Origin of the sequence: Peteryoungia ipomoeae (assembly GCF_004912165.1) — a bacterium.
GTDB classification, from domain to species: domain Bacteria; phylum Pseudomonadota; class Alphaproteobacteria; order Rhizobiales; family Rhizobiaceae; genus Allorhizobium; species Allorhizobium ipomoeae.
This window is the reverse complement of the sequence record NZ_STGV01000005.1, coordinates 267,437-288,852: the sequence shown is the minus strand read 5'-3', so window position 1 is coordinate 288,852 and position 21,416 is coordinate 267,437. Positions and strand designations below refer to the sequence as shown.

15 protein-coding genes are annotated in these 21,416 nt (G+C 61.0%); 6 read left to right on the top strand and 9 right to left on the bottom strand.

From position 1 onward, the window contains the following. Nucleotides 1-165: 165 nt before the first annotated feature. Genes gltB through FAA97_RS16125 form a run of 4 tightly spaced genes read left to right on the top strand, consistent with a single transcriptional unit; the run spans nt 166 to nt 7,060 of the window. Nucleotides 166-4,854 (top strand): glutamate synthase large subunit, encoded by a 4,689-nt coding sequence (gene gltB / locus FAA97_RS16140; RefSeq protein WP_246041524.1) that lies wholly within the window; start codon nt 166-168, stop codon nt 4,852-4,854. A 59-nt stretch (nt 4,855-4,913) separates the two neighbouring features. Next, nucleotides 4,914-5,186 (top strand): antitoxin, encoded by a 273-nt coding sequence (locus FAA97_RS16135; RefSeq protein ID WP_136599587.1) that lies wholly within the window; start codon nt 4,914-4,916, stop codon nt 5,184-5,186. Continuing rightward, complete coding sequence (locus FAA97_RS16130) at nt 5,186-5,581, top strand: type II toxin-antitoxin system VapC family toxin (RefSeq protein WP_136599586.1); 396 nt, start codon at nt 5,186-5,188, stop codon at nt 5,579-5,581. The genes FAA97_RS16135 and FAA97_RS16130 overlap by 1 nt, the downstream gene beginning before the upstream one ends. 24 nt (nt 5,582-5,605) lie before the next feature. Then, nucleotides 5,606-7,060, top strand: coding sequence for a glutamate synthase subunit beta (locus FAA97_RS16125; RefSeq protein ID WP_136599585.1), 1,455 nt, complete (start codon nt 5,606-5,608; stop codon nt 7,058-7,060). Nucleotides 7,061-7,116: 56 nt separating this feature from the next. Here the strand turns inward: FAA97_RS16125 and FAA97_RS16120 are convergent, their stop codons facing one another. After that, the gene (locus FAA97_RS16120; RefSeq protein ID WP_136599584.1) at nt 7,117-8,328 is read right to left on the bottom strand and encodes an SGNH/GDSL hydrolase family protein; all 1,212 of its coding nucleotides are present in this window, start codon (nt 8,326-8,328) and stop codon (nt 7,117-7,119) included. A 109-nt stretch (nt 8,329-8,437) separates the two neighbouring features. Continuing rightward, entirely contained in the window at nt 8,438-9,592 is a 1,155-nt protein-coding gene (locus FAA97_RS16115) for a lytic murein transglycosylase (protein ID WP_425467429.1), read from the bottom strand. Between the two features lie 254 nt (nt 9,593-9,846). Here FAA97_RS16115 and galU point away from each other — a divergent pair, with 254 nt between their 5' ends. Next, complete coding sequence (gene galU, locus FAA97_RS16110; protein ID WP_136599582.1) at nt 9,847-10,734, top strand: UTP--glucose-1-phosphate uridylyltransferase GalU; 888 nt, start codon at nt 9,847-9,849, stop codon at nt 10,732-10,734. 90 nt (nt 10,735-10,824) lie between these two features. Here the strand turns inward: galU and FAA97_RS16105 are convergent, their stop codons facing one another. Then, the gene (locus FAA97_RS16105; RefSeq protein ID WP_136599581.1) at nt 10,825-12,330 is read right to left on the bottom strand and encodes an outer membrane beta-barrel protein; all 1,506 of its coding nucleotides are present in this window, start codon (nt 12,328-12,330) and stop codon (nt 10,825-10,827) included. A gap of 134 nt (nt 12,331-12,464) precedes the next feature. On the opposite strand from FAA97_RS16105, the gene FAA97_RS16100 reads away from it, so the two are divergent. Continuing rightward, a complete protein-coding gene (locus tag FAA97_RS16100; protein WP_136599580.1) occupies nt 12,465-13,460 on the top strand; it encodes a KpsF/GutQ family sugar-phosphate isomerase in 996 nt (331 codons plus the stop codon). A 4-nt stretch (nt 13,461-13,464) separates the two neighbouring features. On the opposite strand, the gene FAA97_RS16095 is transcribed toward FAA97_RS16100, so the two are convergent. The 6 genes from FAA97_RS16095 to FAA97_RS16070 form a co-directional block, all read right to left on the bottom strand. After that, nucleotides 13,465-13,923 (bottom strand): NfeD family protein, encoded by a 459-nt coding sequence (locus FAA97_RS16095; protein WP_136599579.1) that lies wholly within the window; start codon nt 13,921-13,923, stop codon nt 13,465-13,467. Between the two features lie 5 nt (nt 13,924-13,928). After that, nucleotides 13,929-14,948: an SPFH domain-containing protein gene (locus FAA97_RS16090; RefSeq protein WP_136599578.1), complete on the bottom strand. Its 1,020-nt coding sequence runs from the start codon at nt 14,946-14,948 to the stop codon at nt 13,929-13,931. Nucleotides 14,949-15,112: 164 nt separating this feature from the next. Beyond that, a complete protein-coding gene (locus FAA97_RS16085) occupies nt 15,113-17,059 on the bottom strand; it encodes a methyl-accepting chemotaxis protein (RefSeq protein ID WP_136599577.1) in 1,947 nt (648 codons plus the stop codon). 71 nt (nt 17,060-17,130) lie between these two features. After that, the gene (locus tag FAA97_RS16080; protein WP_136599576.1) at nt 17,131-17,739 is read right to left on the bottom strand and encodes a hypothetical protein; all 609 of its coding nucleotides are present in this window, start codon (nt 17,737-17,739) and stop codon (nt 17,131-17,133) included. Nucleotides 17,740-18,252: 513 nt separating this feature from the next. After that, nucleotides 18,253-19,287, bottom strand: a complete 1,035-nt coding sequence (gene hemH, locus FAA97_RS16075; RefSeq protein ID WP_136599575.1) for a ferrochelatase — start codon at nt 19,285-19,287, stop codon at nt 18,253-18,255. Nucleotides 19,288-19,408: 121 nt separating this feature from the next. Then, complete coding sequence (locus tag FAA97_RS16070; protein ID WP_136599574.1) at nt 19,409-21,388, bottom strand: bifunctional metallophosphatase/5'-nucleotidase; 1,980 nt, start codon at nt 21,386-21,388, stop codon at nt 19,409-19,411. Between the last annotated feature and the right edge of the window lie 28 nt (nt 21,389-21,416).

Below are 21,416 nucleotides of genomic sequence, written 5' to 3'. Positions count from 1 at the left end.
CGAGCGAGGTGAGTTTCGCGCGCCATCAGACAGTGGCATGATCCGCAGAAAGGATCAGTCTCTGGTTTCGGCGCGCCTTCGCGTCGGATCTGTTCAACGCACCGGTCAAGCCCGGTTTCGACGGAGGAAAAGGCAATGACGAAGATGACGTCATCCGAGAAGGTCATGCGGTCCGCACAGGCGGAAGCGATCGCCACACCGGCGATTGCGCGCGCGGGCCTGCCTCCGAAGCAGGGTCTCTATGATCCGAAGAACGAGCACGATGCGTGCGGCGTCGGCTTCATCGCCCATATGAAGGGTCAGAAGTCGCATCAGATCGTCAAGGACGGCTTGTTCATTCTGGAAAACCTGACCCATCGCGGCGCCGTCGGCGCCGATCCCCTGATGGGCGATGGTGCCGGCATTCTGGTGCAGATCCCGGACCGCTTCTTCCGCGAGGAAATGGCAGCCCAGGGTATCACCCTGCCGAAGGCTGGCGAATATGCCGTCGGCCACTTCTTCTTCCCGCAGGATGAAGAGCAGATCACCCATTTCAAGAAGGTCATTGCGGAAGTCTGTTCCGCCGAAGGCCAGCATCTGATCGGCTACCGCGATGTGCCGGTCGACAATTCCTCGCTGTCGAAGGCACCGGAGATCGCCGCCACCGAGCCGCGCCAGATCCAGGTCTTCATCGGCGCCGGCCGCGATGCCGCGACGCAGGATGCTTTCGAGCGTCGCCTGTTCCTGCTGCGCAAGGTCATCTCCAACCGCATTTACGACCAGTATGGTGGCCAGGAAACCGGCTTCTATCCGGTGTCGCTGTCCTCCTCGACCATCGTCTACAAGGGCATGTTCCTCGCCTATCAGGTGGGCGCCTATTACAAGGATCTCGCCGATCCGCGCTTCGAGTCGGCTGTCGCCCTCGTGCACCAGCGCTTCTCGACCAATACTTTCCCATCCTGGAAGCTCGCGCACCCGTATCGCATGGTCGCCCATAACGGCGAAATCAACACGCTGCGCGGCAACGTCAACTGGATGGCTGCGCGTCAGGCGTCCGTTTCCTCGCCGCTCTTCGGTGATGACATTTCCAAGCTCTGGCCGATTTCCTACGAGGGGCAGTCGGATACCGCCTGCTTCGACAACGCACTCGAATTCCTGCAGCGCGGCGGCTATCCGCTTGCGCACGCCGTCATGATGCTGATCCCTGAAGCCTGGGCTGGCAACCAGCTGATGGCGGCAGAGCGCAAGGCGTTTTACGAATATCATGCCGCGATGATGGAGCCTTGGGATGGCCCGGCCGCCGTTTGCTTCACCGACGGCCGTCAGATCGGCGCCACGCTCGACCGCAACGGTCTGCGTCCGGCGCGTTACCTGGTCACCGACGACGATCGCGTCATCCTGGCCTCCGAAGCCGGGACGCTGCCGGTACCGGAAGAGAAGATCGTTAAGAAGTGGCGCCTGCAGCCGGGCAAGATGCTGCTCATCGACATGGAAGAGGGCCGCATCATTTCCGACGAGGAAGTGAAGTCGAAGCTCGCAGGCAGCCATCCCTATCGCGAATGGCTGGACCGTACGCAGCTCATTCTCGAAGACCTGAAGCCGGTCGAACCGCGGGCGCTGCGTCGCGATGTGTCGCTGCTCGATCGCCAGCAGGCCTTCGGCTACACCCGGGAAGACACCAAGCTTCTGATGTCGCCGATGGCAACCACCGGCCAGGAAGCGATCGGTTCCATGGGCACGGACACGCCGATCTCGGCGATGTCTGAGAAGTCGAAGCTGCTCTACACCTATTTCAAGCAGAACTTCGCCCAGGTCACCAATCCGCCGATCGACCCGATCCGCGAAGAGCTCGTCATGAGCCTCGTCTCGTTCATCGGTCCGCGCCCGAACATTCTCGATCATGAAGGCATGGCGAAGGCCAAGCGCATGGAAGTGCGCCAGCCGATCCTGACCAATGGCGATCTCGAAAAGATCCGTTCGATCGGTCATGTCGAGGATCACTTCGACACCAAGACGCTCGACTTTACCTATGATGTCAGCCGCGGTGCCGAAGGCATGCCGGAAATGCTCGACCGTCTCTGCGAGCGGGCGGAGGCTGCGGTTCGTGGCGGGTACAACATTATCGTGCTCTCCGACCGCCAGATCGGCCCCGATCGCATCGCGATCCCGGCACTGCTCGCGACCGCTGCCGTGCACCACCATCTGATCCGCAAGGGTCTTCGCACCTCGGTCGGCCTGGTCGTGGAATCGGGCGAACCGCGCGAAGTGCACCACTTCTGCTGTCTCGCCGGCTTCGGCGCCGAGGCGATCAACCCGTACCTCGCCTTCGATACACTGACGGACATGCACAAGCATGGCGAATTCCCGCCGGAGGTTTCCGAGGATGAGGTCGTCTATCGCTACATCAAGGCGGTCGGCAAGGGCATCCTCAAGGTCATGTCCAAGATGGGCATTTCGACCTATCAGTCCTATTGCGGCGCGCAGATCTTCGATGCCGTCGGCCTCTCGTCCGGACTTGTGGACAAGTATTTCTTCGGAACGGCCACCACCATCGAAGGCATCGGCCTGTCGGAAATCGCCGAGGAGACCGTCGCCCGCCACACCTCGGCCTTCGGCAAGGATCCGGTTCTCGCCAACACGCTCGAAATCGGCGGCGAATACGCCTACCGCATGCGGGGTGAAAACCACGCCTGGAGCCCGGACTCGATCGCCTCGCTGCAGCATGCGGTTCGTGGCAACAGCCAGGATCGTTACCGCGAATTCGCCGAGATGGTGAATGACAGCAATCTCCGGATGAACACCATCCGCGGTCTGTTCAAGATCAAGTCGGCAGAGGCGCTCGGACGCAAGGCGATCTCCTTGGCCGAGGTCGAGCCGGCGGTCGATATCGTCAAGCGCTTCTCGACGGGCGCCATGTCCTTCGGCTCGATCTCCCGCGAGGCGCATACGACGCTTGCGATTGCGATGAACAAGATCGGCGGCAAGTCCAACACCGGCGAGGGCGGCGAGGAAAGCGATCGCTACAACCCGCTGCCCGATGGCTCTGCCAACCCTGAGCGTTCGGCGATCAAGCAGATCGCCTCCGGCCGCTTCGGCGTGACGACCGAATATCTGGTCAATGCCGATATGCTGCAGATCAAGGTGGCGCAGGGGGCAAAGCCCGGCGAAGGTGGCCAGCTGCCCGGCCACAAGGTCGATGCGACCGTTGCCAAGACCCGTCACTCGACCCCGGGTGTCGGTCTCATCTCGCCGCCGCCGCATCACGACATCTATTCGATCGAAGATCTGGCACAGCTGATCTACGACCTGAAGAACGTCAACCCTGAGGCCGATGTCTCGGTCAAGCTCGTCTCGGAAGTCGGCGTCGGCACGGTTGCGGCCGGTGTGGCCAAGGCGCGCGCCGACCATATCACTGTCTCCGGCTTCGACGGCGGCACGGGTGCGTCGCCGCTCACCTCGCTCAAGCATGCCGGTAGCCCATGGGAAATCGGTCTTGCCGAGACGCAACAGACGCTGGTGCTGAACGGTCTGCGTTCGCGCATTGCGCTGCAGGTCGATGGCGGGTTGAAGACCGGCCGCGATGTCATCATCGGTGCGCTTCTCGGCGCCGACGAGTTCGGCTTTGCGACGGCGCCGCTGATTGCGGCCGGCTGCATCATGATGCGCAAGTGCCACCTGAATACGTGTCCGGTTGGTGTCGCGACGCAGGATCCGGTGCTCCGCAAGCGCTTCAAGGGTACGCCGGAGCACGTCATCAACTACTTCTTCTTCGTCGCCGAAGAAGTGCGTGAAATTCTCGCCTCGCTCGGCGTCGCCAAGCTCGACGAGATCATCGGTGCTTCCGAACTGCTGGAAAAGGACGAGATGCTCGCGCACTGGAAGGCCAAGGGGCTGGATTTCTCGAAGATCTTCCACAAGGTGGAGGCGCCCAAGGAAGCGACCTACTGGACCGAGCGGCAGAAGCATCCGATCGATGACATTCTTGATCGGAAGATGATCGAGAAGGCAATGCCGGCGCTTGAGAGCAAGCAACCCGTGGTTTTCGAGGTCGACATCAAGAACGTCGACCGCTCGGCGGGTGCGATGCTGTCTGGCGAAGTTGCCAAGCGCTACGGCCACAAGGGGCTGAAGGATGATACTGTTCATGTCACGCTGAACGGCACCGCCGGCCAGTCTTTCGGCGCGTTCCTCGCGCGTGGCATCACCTTCGATCTCGTCGGCGACGGCAATGACTATGTCGGCAAGGGCCTGTCGGGTGGCCGTATTCTCGTACGCCCGCCGGAAAACGCCCGCATCGTTGCGGAAAACTCGATCATTGTCGGCAACACCGTTCTTTACGGTGCGATCTCCGGCGAGTGCTACTTCCGCGGCGTGGCCGGCGAACGGTTTGCTGTCCGCAACTCCGGCGCGATCGCTGTGGTCGAGGGCGTGGGCGACCATGGCTGCGAATACATGACGGGCGGTGTCGTCGTGGTGCTCGGCGAGACGGGCCGCAACTTCGCGGCCGGCATGTCCGGCGGTGTGGCTTACGTGCTCGACGAGAGCGGCGATTTTGCCAAGCGCTGCAACATGGCCATGGTCGAACTCGAGCCGGTTCCGGAAGAGGACGACATGCTGGAGAAGCTGCATCATCACGGCGGCGACATCATGCACAAGGGTCTCGTCGACGTATCCGGCGACATGACCCGCCACGACGAGGAACGCCTTTACCAGCTGATCTCGAACCATCTGCACTATACGGGCTCGAACCGTGCCAAGCAGATCCTCGACAGCTGGGCCGAGTATCGTCCGAAGTTCCGCAAGGTCATGCCGGTCGAGTACCGCCGTGCGCTTGAGGAGATGGAACGCATGCGCATGGGTGTGGCTGCGGAATAAGTTCTACGGGTTCCAATGTTGTGATATGCTGCCGGCATATCGCAGTGGTGGAGCTTGGAATGAACGAGCATGTTAAAGACACGGGTGAAGGTGGCGAGGTCGCAGTTGCCATCTTCAAAAATGGTCGAAGCCGGGCTGTTCGCATCCCGAAGGAGTTCGATCTTGAAGGTGATCGCGCCGTCATGGTGCGACAACCGGATGGTTCGATCCTGATGCGGACGGCAGTGACTGCCGGACTGATCGAATATCTCAAGCAGGCGGAAGCCTGGAGTGGGGAGGATTTCGTCGAAAATGACGATGACCTCGGACCGCTGCGTGAGGTCGAGATCTGATGCGGTACATGCTCGATACCAACATCGTTTCGGCGATCGTCAGGGATCCGCGCGGCAAGACATTCTCCCGGCTCCAGGAGGTTGGAGAGGAGAACGCCTTCATCAGCATCATCACCCATGGTGAGATCTGGTACGGCGTCAGAAAGAATGGCTCCGAGGAGCTGTCGCAAAAGGTGTCAGCGGTGACGCGGCGCCTCTATGTGGCGCCTCTGCAATTGCCGAGCGACCAGCGTTACGCCGAGGTGCGGCTGGCGTTGAGGCAAGGCAAGAATATCGGTCCGAACGACCTTTGGATCGCGGCACATGCTCTGGCGCTGGACGCCGTGCTGGTGACGAACAATGAGAGTGAGTTTTCCCGGGTTCCGGGATTACAGATCGAGAACTGGCTGCGATAGCGGCGGAGATTGAGGGAAGTAGACATGGGCAAGGTTACAGGTTTCATGGAAATCGACCGGCAGGTGGCGAAGTATCAGCCGGCCTCCGATCGCATTCGCCATTTCCGCGAATTCACCATCCCGATGTCGGATCCCGAGATCACCAAGCAGGCGGCGCGCTGCATGGATTGCGGTATTCCCTATTGCCATGGTCCGACCGGTTGCCCGGTGCATAACCAGATCCCGGACTGGAACGATCTGGTCTATAACAACAAGTGGGAAGAGGCGATCCGCAACCTCCATTCCACCAACAACTTCCCGGAATTCACCGGTCGCGTCTGTCCCGCACCTTGCGAGGAAGCCTGCACGCTGAACCTCGAGGATGCCCCGGTCGCGATCAAGACGGTCGAGCAGGCGATTGCCGACAAGGCCTATGAGCTGGGCTTCATCGTGCCGCAGCCGGCAACGATCCATACCGGCAAGAAGGTTGCGATCATCGGTTCCGGCCCGTCGGGTCTGGCCGCTGCCCAGCAGCTCGGTCGCGCTGGCCATGAAGTGCATGTCTACGAGCGCGAGACCAAGGCTGGTGGCCTGCTGCGCTACGGCATTCCGGACTTCAAGATGGAGAAGAACTTCATCGATCGCCGCGTCGAGCAGATGAAGGGTGAAAACGTCACCTTCCATTGCGGCGTCAATGTCGGTGTCGATATCACCGTCGAGCAACTGCGCGCCGATTACGATGCCGTGCTTTATTGCGGCGGTTCGGAAACGCCGCGCGAAGCGGGCATTCCGGGTGTCGAATTCCACGGCGTCCACGATGCCATGCCCTATCTCGTGCAGCAGAACCGACGGGTCGGTCGCGAAAACATCGACAGCAACGGCTGGCCGGCCGATCCGATCCTCGCCGGTGGCAAACACATCGTCGTGGTCGGCGGCGGTGATACGGCATCTGACTGCGTCGGCACCGCTTTCCGTCAGGGAGCCGTCAAGGTGACCCAGCTCGATATCCGCCCGCGCCCGCCGCAGACGGAAGACAAGCTCGCCGTCTGGCCGTTCTGGGCCACCAAGATGCGCACCTCGTCTTCCCAGGCCGAAGGCGCGGTTCGCGAATTCCAGGTCGCAACGCTCGAATTCGTCGGCGAAGACGGCGTGCTGACGGGTGTAAAGTGCTGCCAGGTGGATGAGCGCCGCAAGCCGATCGCCGGCACCGAGTTCATCATCAAGGCCGATCTCGCCTTCATCGCCATCGGCTTCTCCGGTCCGTTCACCGACAGCGTGCTGAAGGAACTGGACGGCAAGCTGGATCTGAATACCGACCGTCGCGGCTCGACCAATGTCGTCGCCAATGACAAGGACTACAAGACCTCCGTCGACAAGGTCTGGGCTGCCGGTGACGCGCGCCGTGGCCAGTCGCTGGTGGTCTGGGCGATCCGCGAGGGGCGTCAGGCGGCGCGGGCGATCGACGAGGCGCTGATGGGCGAAAGCATCCTGCCGCGCTAAGCTGACGGATGTCGCCTACCAAAATAAAAGGGCTCCGGAAGGGGCCCTTTTGTTGTTCAAGGCTTGGTGGCCGGCGTTTCCGGGCTGTTGGCCCGGATCCCAACATAATCAACGCGTCCCGGCGGCGCCGGCGGGAGAGTGCCGGTCTCAATCAGTTGCCGGCGCGGGGAGCTGAAGGCCGAGGGGGCAGAGGCCACATCGGATCCGAGCAGTTCGGTCGCGCCATCGAGTTCCGGATCGAAGAGATCAATCGGCGGCGTCGTCAGCGGTCCGCGGGTCTCTGCAGGCGACAGGCTTTGCAGGTTTGGCAAGCTCTTTTCGTCCAGTTTTACAAGCTCCGTCGCTGTCGTATCGCCGAGCAGGCGGCGGATCGATTTTTCGGCGTAGAAGCCGAGCTTGCGCTTTCCGGCACTGGTGAAATTGATGCCGTCGCTGCCGCGCAGACGGACAGGTTGGCCGTTGATATCCGACCCCGTGACAATGAAGCGGCCGTCCTGGTCGACAAAACCGTCCCAGACATCGACAAACTCGCCGCCCACCTTTTCGGCGCTGGAGCGGTAGATTGTGTTGAGCCGCAGGGCGTCTGCCGTCATGGTCGGGGATTGAAAGGCGGGCAGGCCGACCCAAACGAGCGGGAGGCGCGTTTCGCGGGCAATCTGGCCCAGCGCCACTGCCCGGTTGGCATAGGCGTCAAACCAGGGCTCGGTGCGGAAATCCAGCCGTGCGCCGTCCGCCACGATCTGCTGGCGGTCGTTGGCGCCAATTTGAAGGACGACGACGTCGGGTTTGCGTTCGGCAATCAGCCGGCGCATCTCGTCCGACCAGTTGTAGTAGTCGTCGCGAACCAGGCCCGACGAGCCGTTGCTCTGGACATCGACGACAACGCCAGGTGCATCCTCGAATGCGGTTTTCAAACCTTCGCCAAGTCCGCCGGCCACAAAGTCGCCAACGACCAGCACCTTCTTGGCATTCTCCAGCTTCTCGACAACAGGTTTTGGGGCGACTGCCGGCTGGCGCGTCTTGATGTTGGTCACACTTCGGTTGGTCTTGGCGCGGGTGTCTTCCCTGCGCTGCGCACGCGGAACCTGACGCGGCGGTGCTTCCTGCTGCACGCGGGGCCGTCGGTCACCGAAAAACAGGTCCATCAGGGTGCGGCGGCGTTCGAACTGCTGGGCTTCGGCTGATGCAACGAGGCCTTCAACCACAAAGAAGCCGCAGGCCAGACCGAGAACCGCGCGGCAGATCAGCTTTGTCGCATTCTTTCGCATCGGCGAACTCCCTTGCATGCCCTGGCCACCTGCCGAGGCCAAGCGTCGCGAAGGCGTTATTCCTCCGCGACCCCCGTTTCGTCAATGCGCATCGTCACGGGCGATGCGATCAGTTCCTCAGTGCATCGAGCAATTGGCGCGAGGGCTGACCATCGGTTGACATGCCCAATCGCTGCTGGATGGCGGAAATTGCCGCACGCGACCCGGACCCGAAATTGCCGTCGATCTTGCCGTCATAGTAACCGAGCGCCTGCAGACGGGTCTGCAACTCGAACTTTTCCTTGACGTCGAGCGAGGCTTCCGGCCGTGGCCAGCGCTGGCGCATGCCGCCATAGCCGGCGATCTCGTCCGCCAGCAGGCCGACGCCGAGCGCATAGCTGTCGGCATTGTTGTATTTCTTGATGGTGAAGAAGTTCTTCGTCATGAGGAAGCCGGGGCCTCCGGCGCCTGCCATCAGCTTCAGTTCGGCGCGTTCGGAACCATCACGAAAGCCCTTGCCGTTCGGGCGGGCAAAACCGAGTGCTGCCCATTGGGCAACGGTTTTCGTCTGGCCGGCATATTTGGCGCCACCGCGCGGGACCGCAATCTCGTAGCCCCAGGTGCGGCCGGTCACCCAGCCGTTCTTGGCCAGAAGATTGGCGGCGGTCGCCAGCGCATCCGGGATGGAATGCCAGATGTCCTTCGTGCCGTTGCCGTCAGCGTCGATGCCATAGAGCAGATAGCTGGAAGGAATGAACTGCGTGTGGCCCATGGCACCTGCCCAGGAGCCCATCAGGTTCTTGTTGGTCACGTCGCCGTTCTGCAGCATCTTCAGTGCGGCGATCAGCTGCGTGCGCGCATATTTGGCCCGCTTCTTGTCGGCATAGGCAAGGGTTGCCAGCGACTGCGGCACATTGTGCAGCCGGTCTGGGCGCTCCAGAGCTGCCCCATAGTTGGACTCCATGGACCAGATGGCGAGGATCACATGCTTGTCCACGCCGAAGTGGCGCTCCAGCGCGTCGAGCAGCCCGCCATGCTTGGCGAGCATTTCCTGGCCGACCTTGACGGTGAACGGATTGACGCGGCTATCGAGATAGTCCCAGATTTCGGACTTGAACTCCGGCTGGTAGGCAGCTTTCTCAAGCACGAACTTGTCGGGCTCAGAGACGCCTTTGAACGCGGTTCTGTAGGTCTTTTCGGTGATGCCGCTTTTCGCCGCCGTGGGATAAAAGTCGCGGATCCATTTCTGAAACCCGGCATCGGCATAGGCGTCCATCGGCATCATGGCGCAGGACAGCGCAAGCGCCAAAGCGCCGAAGAAGTTGGGATGGTGTCTTTTCATGGGCATCTCCCGGTATGTTCTACAGTGGGGCAGCCGGAACAAAGGCTGTTCACTCCAGGTTAATGCAGTTGCGTCAACAAACTCTTTACCACGCGGCCCCGCCCTGTTTCACCTTTGCCATTTATAAGCAAATGTATGTTACTGGCGCGTCATCGTGGCAAAGCGCTCAATCGATTAGAATCCTCCAGGAGGAATGTGTGGTTCGACCTGAAAAAATCCGTAAAGCCGTATTTCCCGTTGCTGGTCTCGGAACGCGCTTCCTGCCCGCCACCAAGGCTGTGCCGAAGGAAATGCTAACCGTCGTCGATAAGCCTGTCATTCAGTATGTCGTCGATGAGGCGATGGACGCCGGGATCGAGCATTTCGTTTTCGTGACCGGTCGCGGCAAAGGCGTCATCGAGGACTATTTCGATATCCAGTTCGAACTTGAGCAGACCTTGAAGTCTCGCAACAAGAATGCCGAGCTTTCGCTCCTCGATAGCCTTCAGCCGACCGCGGGCCAGACAAGCTTCACACGTCAGCAGGAGCCGCTCGGTCTCGGTCACGCCGTCTGGTGCGCGCGCGATATCGTGGGTCACCAGCCCTTTGCGCTGCTTCTTCCGGATATGATCATGCGCGCAGATAAGGGCTGCCTCAAGGGCATGGTCGAACTTTATGAGAAAACCGGCGGAAATATTGTCGCGGTAGAAGAATGCGCGCCGGAGCAGGCGCATAAATACGGCATCGTCGGTGTCGGCGAAACGCTGGAAGGCGGCTTCAAGATTACCGAGATGGTCGAAAAGCCGGCCAAGGGCACGGCACCTTCGAACTTCTTCATCAACGGCCGCTACATTCTGCAGCCCGAGATCTTCAAGATCCTGGAGACGCAGGAGCGCGGCGCCGGCAACGAGATCCAGCTCACTGACGGCATGCTGAAGCTTGCCAAGAGCCAAGACTTCGCCGGCTACCACTTCCGCGGCCAGACCTTCGATTGCGGTGCCAAGGATGGCTTCATCCTCGCCAATGTCGCCTTCGCCATCGAGCGCGAAGATATCCGTCCCGCCATCGAGGACCAGTTGAAGGCGCTGCTGGCTGCCTTGAAATAACGCGTCCAGACCTGTGACCAACAAGCCCGGTGCCGGTTGCGGTGCCGGGCTTTTTCGTTCGTGCCGGAGGTCGCTTGATGGACGGCGGGGTCAGCGTTTCAGCGTCAGGCCGACAAGCGCCGTCAGGCTGTCGTTGTCGGCTCCGCTTTTATACTTCGTTCGCTCATAGGTGAGGTCTGCCGTGGCATCGAGATAGCGGTTGACCTTCCAAGTAAGACCGGCACCTGCAAGCCATGCGGTGCTGTTGGATCCCGCGGTGTCACCGTCATAGCGGGTCAGCGTGGTGCCGCCTGTCAGCCGCGCAACGAGGTTGCTTCGCAGATCATAGGAGAGGCTGGACCGCAACTGATGCACGACGGCACCGTTGACGCCTGCGGTCGTCGATGGATCGATGCTCGTGTCCCAGGTCAGGCTGACCAACGTACCCTCGCGCGGCGACCAGTCCAGATTGCCATCCAGGGTCAGCGCGGAAAGTGCTGCAAGGCGGGCATCGTCAAAGCGCTGTTCCTCATGCCCGATCGCCAATTCGCCGCGCAGCTTCTCGCCGAGATCAAGTGCCACGCCGCCGCGGGCGCCGTAGACGTCGGCAGAGCGGCGGAAGCCTGCGCTGTCGAGCGTCTCGTCGTAGCGGATGCGTCCGGCTGACAGCTCGACAAAGGGGATGAGGGCAGGCGAGAGTTCATAACCGATGCGTCCGGTGATCGTGCCGCGCAACCGGTCGCGATCCGACCGCGCAACGGTCGTTCCATCGGAGAGTTCTGCATCCGAATAGGTCAATCGGGTGAGGTCGCCGGTGAGTGCGCCGCGGATGCGTCCGAAGTCGCGTTCGAGAGAAAGGCCACCGCCATATTCATGCACGCCCGATTGCACGGAGGCGTTTGCCAGCGCGTTCGGGTCGTCTGTGTCTTCGCGGCTGAAGCGATAGAAGGAATTCACCCCGAGCGTCGTGTCGTCTGCCAGGTCAAGCCGGAGCGCTGCATCGAGGTTTGCGCGCGGCTTGTCGTTGCCTTCGCCAGAGAGAGTCTTCTGCCAGGCGCCGTCACCTGAGAGCCGAAGTTCATGGCGGGACCAGTCTGATGTGAGCGTCCCCTTGAGCCCGGTTTCGGAGAAACTACGACTTGTGTCGTTGTCCGCCGTGCCATTTCTTTCATGGCCAAGCTGCTGGCTGATGGAGGGGCGCAGAATAAAGCTTCCCAAGCGGATGCCGCTATCGTCTTCGTCCGTGCGCTGCGGCAGGGAACCCGTGCCATCGACGCGCGGCTCGCGAAGATTTTGCCGCAGCATGTCGTCGTCGCGCAGGGGAGAGATCCCGGCATCGTCCTCCGCTGCCGGCAGGCTTCCGGTGCTGGGCGTGGGGTCGGCGACGTTGGCTGATGCATCCGCGGGCGTGATTGCTTGCAAGTCGGATGCCGTGTCCGGATAGGTCTGCGTCTGGCCATAGGCAGCCGAACCGCCTGAAGACGGCGTTCCGGTCGCTGCCTGCTGCGCGTAGGCTTGAAAGGGCAGCGTGAAGACATGGCTTGCCAGCAGAAGCGCAAAGGCGCGTCTTAGCCCGCGGTCTCGCCCGCTCGTGCGTGATCTGGCTTCGCGCGTCATTCCGGCAGCCTGGTTCCCTCAAATGCTTACCCAAACGTAAAGCGGGAGGGTTAATCTTTCGTTGCCGTCCGGATGGGCAAAGCGGTCATGCACCCTTGTGGACAGGCATTCGCAAACGGGATATGGACCGATCCATGATCAAACGCGCCGTTCACCTCGTCGAAGCCAGTGCAACCCAGTCTGCCCTTCGGGTCGTTTCGACCGAGCGCGAGGGCCTGCGCATGCTGGAAGAGGCACTTTCGGGGCCGCTTGCGGCACCGTTTTGCAGTGCCGTCAAAACGATTGGCGAGATCAGTGGTCGTGTCATCGTCACCGGCGTCGGCAAAAGTGGCCATATCGGCACCAAGATCGCCGCGACCTTTGCCTCCACCGGCACGCCGGCCTTCTTCATTCACCCCTCGGAAGCCAATCACGGCGATCTTGGCATGATTGCCGAGGATGACGCCATTGTTGCGCTGTCCTGGGGTGGCGAAACCACCGAGCTGCAGGGAATTCTTGCATTTTCCCGGCGTTTCTCGATCCCGCTGATTGCCATTACGGCCGGTGAAAACTCGACGCTGGCGCGCAATGCGGATGTCGTGCTTCTGATGCCCAAGGTGCAGGAAGCCTGCCCGCATGGCCTTGCGCCGACGACATCAGCCGTTCTCCAGCTTGCCATGGGCGATGCGATTGCGATTGCGCTTCTCGAGGCACGAGGCTTTGGTCCCGGCGATTTCCGCACCTTCCATCCGGGCGGCAAGCTGGGCGCGAGCCTGACGCATGTGCGAGAGATCATGCATACCGGTGATCGCGTGCCGCTGGTGCCGCTCGGGACGTCCATGCCGGACGCCGTCCAGGTGCTGTCGCACAAGCATTTCGGCTGTGTCGGCGTCGTCGATCAGGACGGCAAGCTTTGCGGCATCGTGACGGAAGGCGACATGGCGCGCAATCTGGCGCGGGATCTCTCGGTGTTGAAGGTCGATGATGTGATGACCCGCAATCCGAAGGTGATCAGCGGCGATCAATTGGCCACCTCTGCGGCGGCCATGATCAACAAACACGGCATCGGCGCCTTGATCGTGGTGGACGAGACCAACTGTCCCGTCGGGCTCATCCACTTCCACGATCTCCTGCGCATCGGCGTCGCCTGACCTGTCAGGCCTTTTCGACAACCAGCTCGCTGTCTCTGCCGCCCACCACGCGCACCCGTGTGCCCTCAGGCAAATCCGGGCCGCTGACGAGCCAGAAGGTGTCGTCAAGCCGTACGCGGCCGCGGCCGTCGCGGATCGGCTCCTGCAGCGTGGCTGTGCGTCCGACAAGGCTTGCGCTGCGCTGGTTCAGCAGCGGCTGATCGCTGATACCGTCGCGGCTTGAGAGAAAGCGACGGCCGAGCAGGGTGAAGGCGACCGACGCGACCGCAAAGACCAGCGCCTGGACGCCCCATGTCCACATGCCGCTCTCCCAGAGAAGGAGAGAGATTGCGCCGGTCAGGATCGCACCGAGCCCGATCCATATGAGAAAGACGCCGGGCATGACGAGTTCTGCTGCCAGCAGTACAAGTCCAAGCACCCACCAGCTCCACGGCCCAAGTTCGGTGACGATCCTGGCAAACATGGCGATCACTCGCGATTGGGGTCAAAAGGGTTGCCAGCCGGCGGCGTGCTGCGAACGGGGGCGGCTGCCGCGGGGCGCGGTGCAGTCGGGGCAGGGCGCTGTTGCTCACCGCCGAAGACTTCCTTGGCAATGGCACCGATGCCACCAAGCGAGCCGATCAGCGATGACGCTTCCATCGGCATCAGCACGACCTTGGCATTGTTCGCCGTGCCGATGGAGGCCATGGCTTCCGTGTACTTCTGGGCAACGAAGTAGTTGATGGCGTTGATATCACCGGCAGAGATGGCTTCGGACACCATGCGGGTTGCCTTGGCTTCGGCTTCGGCCAGACGTTCGCGCGCTTCCGCCTCGCGATAGGCAGCTTCGCGCTGGCCTTCGGCCTGCAGGATGGCCGATTGCTTGGCTCCTTCGGCGCGCAGGATCTGGGCGTTACGGAAACCTTCGGCTTCGAGAACCTGGGCGCGCTTTTCGCGCTCGGCCTTCATCTGGCGGCCCATGGCGTCGACGAGGTCGACCGGCGGCTGGATGTCCTTGATCTCGACGCGGGTGACCTTGATACCCCAGGGGCGGACGGCCTCGTCAACCACGCGCAGCAGGCGGTCGTTGATGACTTCGCGGTTGGAAAGCAGTTCGTCGAGGTCCATCGATCCCATGACCGAGCGGATATTGGTCATGGTCAGATTGAGGATGGCGTTTTCCAGGTTCGCAACCTGATAGGCCGCTTCGGCAGCATTGAGGATCTGGTAGAAGGCGACCGCATCGGCGGAGACCGAAGCATTGTCCTTGGTGATGACCTCCTGGGTCGGAACGTCCAGAACCTGTTCCATCACGTTCATCTTGGCGCCGATGCGCTCAAAGAAGGGAACGATGATATTGAGGCCCGGTTCCAGCGTGCGGGTATAGCGGCCAAACCGTTCGATCGTGTAGCGATACCCCTGCGGTACCGTCTTTATCCCCGCAAAGAGAACGAGGATAACCAGCGCGACGACTGCGATGATGACAATATCCGGACCTGCAAACGGCATTTTCTACTCCCGGCCCGCTAGGGCATTTTTCTTGGTTTCCGCCTTAACATCGGGACTTTAGCCCGTGAATGCAAGCGGTGTGTGTCACGCGGTTGGGATGCCATACAATAGCAAAAGGGCGGGACCTTCGATCCCGCCCTCTGTCTTAATCATTTGGCTGGCTTTCAGAATTCTTCCCAGTTGTCGCGCGAAACGGCGGCGTTGCCGTGCGTCATTGGAGCTGCCGCACGGCGCGGTGCCGGAGCAGGTGCTGCGCTGTGGGTCGCCTGCGGACGGGCCATGGCCTGGGCCGTCTGGCGGAGCGCGCCGACCTGGGCGTTCTGCGAACCGTCGATGCTGAACTGGGTGATCAGTTCGCGCAGTTTGCCCGCTTCGGCTGCAAGCGCTGCGGAGGCGGCGTTCGATTCTTCCACCATAGCTGCGTTCTGCTGGGTCGTCTGGTCCATCGAGTTGACGGCCTGGTTGACTTCCGAAAGGCCGGTCGACTGCTCGCGGGCAGAGATGGCGATCGCATCCATATGCGTGTTCATCTCGGTGATCAGGCCACCGATGGTGCGCAGCGCCTCGCCGGTCTTGCGGACGAGATCGACACCACCTGCAACTTCGGTTGAGGAGTTCTGGATCAGGGCCTTGATTTCCTTGGCTGCCTGAGCCGAACGCTGGGCCAGTTCACGCACTTCCTGAGCGACAACCGCAAAGCCCTTGCCGGCTTCACCGGCACGCGCTGCTTCGACGCCGGCATTCAATGCGAGCAGGTTGGTCTGGAAGGCGATTTCATCGATGACGCCGATGATGTTGGAGATCTGCTGCGAGCTGTCCTCGATGCGGCGCATGGCTTCTTCGGCCTTGGACACAACTTCCGACGACTGGGTGGCGGAGGTATTGGCCTTGGCCGCAACGCCGCGGGCCTCTTCCGTCCGCTTGGTCGAGCTCGACACATTGGCCGTGATCTCTTCGACGGCGGCGGCGGTTTCCTCGAGCGACGCTGCCTGCTGTTCGGTCCGCTTCGACAGCTGGTCCGAGCCCGTGGCAATTTCGCGGGTGCCGGTTTCCATGGTGGCGACGCTGTTCATGATCGCGGACATGGTGTTGTTGAGCTGGCGGATCGACGTGTTGAAGTCGTGACGCAGCTGTTCGAAATCCGGGGCGAAGGCTTCGGTCAGCTGGAAGGCGAGGTCGCCTTCGGAAAGGCGCTTCAGACCGGCGGCCAGACCGGAGGTGGCAATGCGCAGACGTTCGGCGGCATCGGCCTCGGCACGCTGCTGCGCGTTGATCCGATCCAGTTCAGCCTGCCGGCGGTTGTCTTCGGCTTCGGATTCCAGGCGCTTGTTGGCGACAGCCGCTTCACGGAAGATCTGCATGGACGCAGCCATCTGACCGATCTCATCCTTGCCGCCGGAGGTAATCGTCACACTCAGGTCACCCTTGGAGAGCCTGTCCGTAGCGGTTGCCAGCTGGGCGAGGGGGCGCGATACGAGGCGATAGTTCAGGAATGCCATGAGAGCGGCTGCCAGGGCGACGGCAATTGCGGCGCCAAGGGCGATCGTTTCGACAGATTTCAGCGCTTGCGTCTGCTGCTGCTCGGCCAGGGTACTGCGAGCTGTCAGAAGATCCATGGCCTGCTTGACGCTTCCCTGCGCCCTGCCAACCACGGCCTCGCCCTCGCCGCTCACTTCAATAGCGCGAGCGAGTTCCACGGTAGCAGGATCGCGCATCAGGAGGACTTGGCGCTCGACGAAGTTCGTCTGCCATTCGGCGATGGCTTCGAAGGCCTGCTGCATCGCGGGCGCTTCCGCCGGCGCCTCGGCCGCAAAGAGCTTCCGAATAGCTTCAGCGTCAGCGTTCATTTCTGCGCGCAGTTCGTCCACTTCCGCGGCGTAAGCCCGGTTACCGGTCAGCAGAAAGCTTTTCAGCTTCAGATCCGTGACGTAGATGTCATCAGAATATTCGGCAGCCGTCTCGCGGAGTGTGTCAACCTTTTCGGCTTCAGCCACCAACGCGTTTGCTGTGATAGTGCGGTTGTAAATCAGCGTCGAACTTGCGATGGCGATCACGGCAAGCAGACTGAATGCAACCAGCCCCTTGGTCGTGACGGAAATATTGTTCAGCATATCGTGTCTGCCTCGAATGGATATTGCGGCACAGGTGGGAAACGATCGCCATCATGGCGCCGCGGAATGGATCAGGCGCCGGATTGGCTACGGCGCTCAAGTTCAGTCAGGTTGAGTTCGACGGTGACGGCGCCAATCTTGGCATTGGCTGCGTCTGTGACGGTGAAGCTGACCTGGTTGCGCCAGATCTTGGCTTCGTCATCCCATTCAGCCTCGTCGATGAAGAGAGCTGTCTCCGAGACGTCATAGGTCTTCTGGAACTTGCCTTCGTCACCCTGCCAGAAATCGCTCGTGACCGAGCTCTGGCCGACGTTCAGGCCGTTCTTATCCATGACGAAGATTTCGGCGTAGAGACCGAGCGACTTGCCCTGTAGGCGGGCAAGGTAGACCGAGAGGGGGCTGGACAATGTCGCTGCAATAAGCGGCTTGTCGGCTGCCTCGCGCTCTGCCTTCCACTGGTTGTCCAGTTCGTCGATCTTGGCCTGGTCGATGTCGCCGATCTGATTGTTCTGAGCCGCGATGGAAACCTTGACGATTTCGACACCGATCATGTCGCGCATTTCCTGCACGAGTTCAGGCGTAATCAGCTTCTTCACGTCCGGTGCCGGCGGTTCAGCGAGGGCGGGCAGGGCGGACGTGGCAAGTACAACAGAGGCAAGCATTGCGCGTTTGAACAACATGGGGGTCTCCTTCAATCCCCTGTATTCTAGGTATCATTGTTAAAAGGAGTATTAATATTAGCGGTCGCGGAACTAAAACTTGCGTAAAATACAATGGTTTAGCGGGACGCATGGAGAGGAGTAGCATCTCGGTTGTGAACGGTTGTGTTGCCGCTGCAACTGCTTCGGCTTAAATATTGGAATATAAATATATTTTCACGCTGGATTGCACCCAGGCTGCCTGCCGGCAATTAGGCGCCTTGCCCTAAGCCGCTTCGTCAGAGTTGCAGGAAAGTGGTGTTTTTGCCCCTGTATCCGATGAAAAGCCACCTGCGCGGACAAACGCAGCACGAGGGCAAACATACTTTTTTTGGGCATTTGCCCTCGCGATTGCCTAAAGTTTCAACAGTCGAGAGCTGTCCCGGGTCAGCATTTGCTGCCCCGGGATTGGGATCGTCAACCAAAGCGGCCCATCGTCCGGCTTGCGCCTGTGCTTCGGTTTGATGCGACCGCTAATGGCAGGAGCCTGCTTGGTCAGACCCAGCCCTGCAGCTCCTTGCGCACGATATGTTCGATCACGCGCATGCCTTCGGCACTGTCGTTCAGACAGGGGATATGGGTGAATTTTTCGCCGCCATTGTGCAGGAAGTCCTCGCCGGCTTCACCCGCGATCTCCTCCAGTGTTTCGAGGCAGTCCGACACGAAGCCGGGATTGATGATGGCAATCCGCTTGACCCCTTCCTGTGCCAGTTTCTCGACGGTCTTGTCGGTATAGGGCTGCAGCCATTCCTCCGGCCCGAAACGGGACTGGAAGGTGACCATCAGTCTGTCCTTTTCCCAGCCGAGATGCTCGCGCAACAGCCGCGTCGTCTTGTGACACTGGCAGTGATAGGGGTCGCCCTTCAGGAAGTAGGATTTTGGAATGCCGTGATAGGAGGTGATGACCAGCTCGGGCTCCCAGTCGAGGGTGGCCAGATGCTGGTTGATCGAGTTGGCAAGGGCGGCGATATAGACCGGATCGTCGGCATATTGCGGTACAGTGCGGAGAGCCGGCTGCCAGCGCATTTTCAACAGCGCCTTGAACGCCTCGTCGTTGACGGTCGCCGTGGTTGCCGCTGCATAATGCGGATAGAGCGGATAGACGAGGATCTTTTCGCAGCCGGCCTTCTGCATCTCGTTCATCTTGGCCTGGATCGCCGGCTTGCCATAGCGCATGGCCCAGTCGACATGCACGTTCGGCAGATCCTTCAGCGACTCTGCGAGCTTTTCGGCCTGGCTGCGGGTGTAGGTGCGCAGATAGCTCTCATCGAGATCCTTGTTCCAGATCTCCTCATAGGCTTTGCCGACCTTCTGCGGACGCTTGTTCAAGACGATGCCGTAGAGGATCGGATACCAGTAGAGCCTAGACCATTCGATAACGCGCCGGTCCGTCAGAAATTCCTCGAGATAGCGACGCATGGATTTGTAATCCGTGCCATCGGGTGTACCGAGATTGACGAGGAGAACGCCGACCTTGCCGAAGTTGACGGCGGGGTGGTCAGCGGGCCAATGGGCGGGGCGTTCGGTCATGATACTATCCTGGTGAAACGGTCAGACCCGTTACGTCACAATAAGCGGTTGGGATCATCTGATAAAAGCAAAAGCCGGCCCGGAAAAGTCCGGACCGGCCCTGTTGATGCGGCAAAGGGTCTTACTTGGCCGGCAATTGCAGTGCCTGGCCGACGTGAAGACGGCTTGGATTGCGCAGCCTGTTTGCCTTTGCAATCTGGCGCCACTTGTTGCCGTCGCCGTAGACCTGTTCGGCAAGCTTCCAAAGGTTGTCGCCACGCACGATCACATGCGTGCTGCCGGCCGTCGGAGACATCGGCGTCTCGGCTGGTGCTGCTGTTGCCTCGGCTGCGGCCGGAGCGGTTTCGGTTGCGGCAGGAGCAGCCTCCGTTGTTGCCGGGGCGGGCGTGGTTGCGGCGGGAGCAGCCTGCGAGGTTGCAGGTGCGGGGGCCGCTGGGGCTGCGTCTGCAGCCGGTGCGTCAGCCGCCGGGGTTTCTGCTGCCGGCGCTGCCGCCGCTTCAATCACTGTGATGCGACCGTCGGTATAGGGCTTGTAGGCGCCGGTTTTGGCAATGTAGTCGGCGACCACGGATTCGAGGCCCGGTCCGAAGTCATAGGCGTTCTGGCCAGCGGTTGCGAAGATCTTGTAGCCGTCACCACCGGAGCGCATGTAGTTGTTTGTCGCAACGCCATAGATGGTGTCCGCGTCGATGGCGGCGAAGCCATCGCCGACCTTCACCTGAACGTCGGAGACTCGGCTGCCGGCTGGCTTGGAGGCATCAAAGGCATATTTCAGGCCGGAGACCTGCGGGAAGCGACCGGCGGCTTCCTCGACCTGGCCGACGCCGTTTTCGAGGGCGGCCACGATGTCGGAGCCCTTCAGCTGGAAGGAGGCCAGCGAGTTCTGGAAGGGCAGGACGGTGAGGACTTCGCCCATGGTCACGGTGCCGGCGTCGATCGAGGCGCGCAGACCGCCGCCATTCTGGATCGCGATGGTCACGCCCTGATCCTGCAGGCGGTCCACCATGGCGTCGGCAACGAGGTTGCCCATGGCGCATTCCTTGGCGCGGCAGGTCTCGCGCGAGCCGTCGATCGCTTCGGAGGTGGAGCCGATTTCCTTCTGCTTCAGCTCTTCGATCGGACCGGCAAGTTCCGCGACCTTGGCGACAAAGCCCTCATCCGGCGTGACCGAGGCATCAAGGAGTTTCGGTTCGCCCTTGGCCGACGTCACGGCACCCTGGTCATCGAAGACAACCGTCAGGTCGCCGAGATACTTCGAATAGGCATAGGCCTGAACGATCGGCACATCCTTGCCGGCCGGGTTTTTGACCAGGGTCGGATAGGGCCCTTGCGCCTTTTCGTCTGTGTTGGACAGGAGCGTGTGGCTATGGCCGCCGACGATCACGTCGATGCCATCGACGGCCTTGGCGATCTCCTGATCCCTGACATAGCCAACATGCGAAAGCAGGACGATCTTGTTGACGCCCTGGCCTTCAAGCTCGCTCACGGCTTCCTTCAGGTAGCTGATTTCATCGGCAAACAGGACGCCGTCGCCCGGTGACGAGGTCTCGTCCGTGTCGGTCGCCAGCACCGAGACGACGGCAACCTTTTCCGTGCCGAATTCCTTGACGATGTAAGGCTTGATCTTGTCGGCGATCGGCGTGTTCAGGCCTGCAAGCGTATTGCCCGAGATGATCGGGAACTTCAGCGCATCAATGAACTTTGCCAGTTCCTCTGGACCATCATCAAATTCGTGGTTGCCGACGGCCATGGCATCAAAGGTGATCGCGTTCATGAACTCGGCGATCGGTGCGCTCTTGTAGGTGGTGTAGAAGAGAGAGCCCTGGAACTGGTCGCCCGCATCGAGCGTCAGGACATTCTTGCCATTCAGTTCGGCCCGGCGGGCGTCGATGGCCGCCTTGACGCGTGCAATCCCGCCAAAGCATTCGTTCTTCGCCGCATCTTCGGCAGAGCAGGTGGAGTCTGATTTGCTGATCGCTTCGATGCGCGAATGCAGATCGTTGATGTGCAGGATGTTGAGCTCGAAATCGGCAAAGGCCGCACCTGCACTCAGTGCCAAGACCGAAGCGCTGAAAAGGCCAATTTTCACCTGTCTGAACATCGATAGAGTCTCCTGTTTTCCCGTGGCG